The organism is Endozoicomonas sp. SESOKO2 (assembly GCF_024606245.1).
GTDB lineage: Bacteria > Pseudomonadota > Gammaproteobacteria > Pseudomonadales > Endozoicomonadaceae > Endozoicomonas_A.
In genome coordinates this window covers 1-1082 of sequence record NZ_JAHHPQ010000200.1, presented here as the reverse complement: position 1 = coordinate 1082, position 1082 = coordinate 1, and the positions used below count along the sequence as shown (strand labels likewise).

Here is a 1082-nt window from a genome sequence, read left to right as displayed (position 1 = left end):
CAATATTCTTCAGAGGATTTTCATACTCCTCTGAGTCGTCTTCCTCTCCATCTGCCTCATCTTACGGAACTTCTGAAAGAGCAACAGAGATTCCAACGCTGGTACGCCGCTATCTGCGCCTCATCCGCCGTTGTTCTGGCACACCACTCTCTTCTCGATAATGTACGCGCGACCTGCTACCCCACTTTTTTTGATCAACTCGAGGGGGCTCTGCCACAACCGGAAAACCCGGTGGTCATTGATCAGAAAAACCGAGTGATCACCGCTCAGGGACCCGGCTGCGCCATGAGTTTCAGCTTCGCTCTGGTTGACGCGGTCTACGGTAAAGACGCATACCGCCCGATAGCCAAACAGATGCTGGCAGACTGGGCGCTTTAAACACAGACTCCAGACGCTGGACGGTTGACTTCCAGCAGCCATGAGCCATATGTTTTTCGTTACGCCCGGACTTAAAAAAGGAGCCCTCTTTCGTACGAAAAAATAATGGCTCTATCTTATACTCACGAAGGCTTCCCTTAGGGAAAGGATGTATGTTTTGATAAAAAAAAGGGGTTAAAAAAAAACAGGTACGGACGCCTGTATTCATTAATAAAGCCTTGAGGTGCTGATTTTGGAAAGCATTATCATTCTATTCTTATGTGGGCTGGCTCTCTATCAGTTAAGCCTCAGACAAGACAAAATGGCTGAGCAGCTGATCGCCCGGACGTTTAACCGGTTTGAGCGACGCTATAACGACATTACATACTCTTGCCTGAACTCTACAGTTGTCAAAAAGCAACTGCACGGTTTTCCTTCAGTTCCTCTGGTACCTTCTGTCAACTATACAGCCAGAGCCTTATGTTACTCCGAGAACAAAAACTGGTTCTGGTTTGATGCCAGTATCCGAAACATGAAGCTCTGCTCAACCAGCATAACGCCTGTATCACATCCAGATGCCTGCGATGCACTCAGTAGCGATCCGGAAATACTCAGTCAGTATTTTCCAGAGAAAAAGGTCAACGAATCCAAGGCCGAGACCAGTATATGATGCTAGCAGCCTGTCGGACTTAAGCGTCCGTAGCGAGGATTGCAAGAAATTGAGG

General features: G+C 47.9%; 2 protein-coding genes. Both read left to right on the top strand.

Going from position 1 to position 1082, the window contains the following annotated elements:
• On the top strand, window positions 1–378 hold a 378-nt coding region (locus KDK17_RS04740; protein WP_257287470.1), incomplete at its 5' end, for a DJ-1/PfpI family protein.
• A 232-nt stretch (window positions 379–610) separates the two neighbouring features.
• Entirely contained in the window at window positions 611–1027 is a 417-nt protein-coding gene (locus KDK17_RS04735; RefSeq protein ID WP_257282264.1) for a hypothetical protein, read from the top strand.
• Window positions 1028–1082 lie beyond the last annotated feature (55 nt).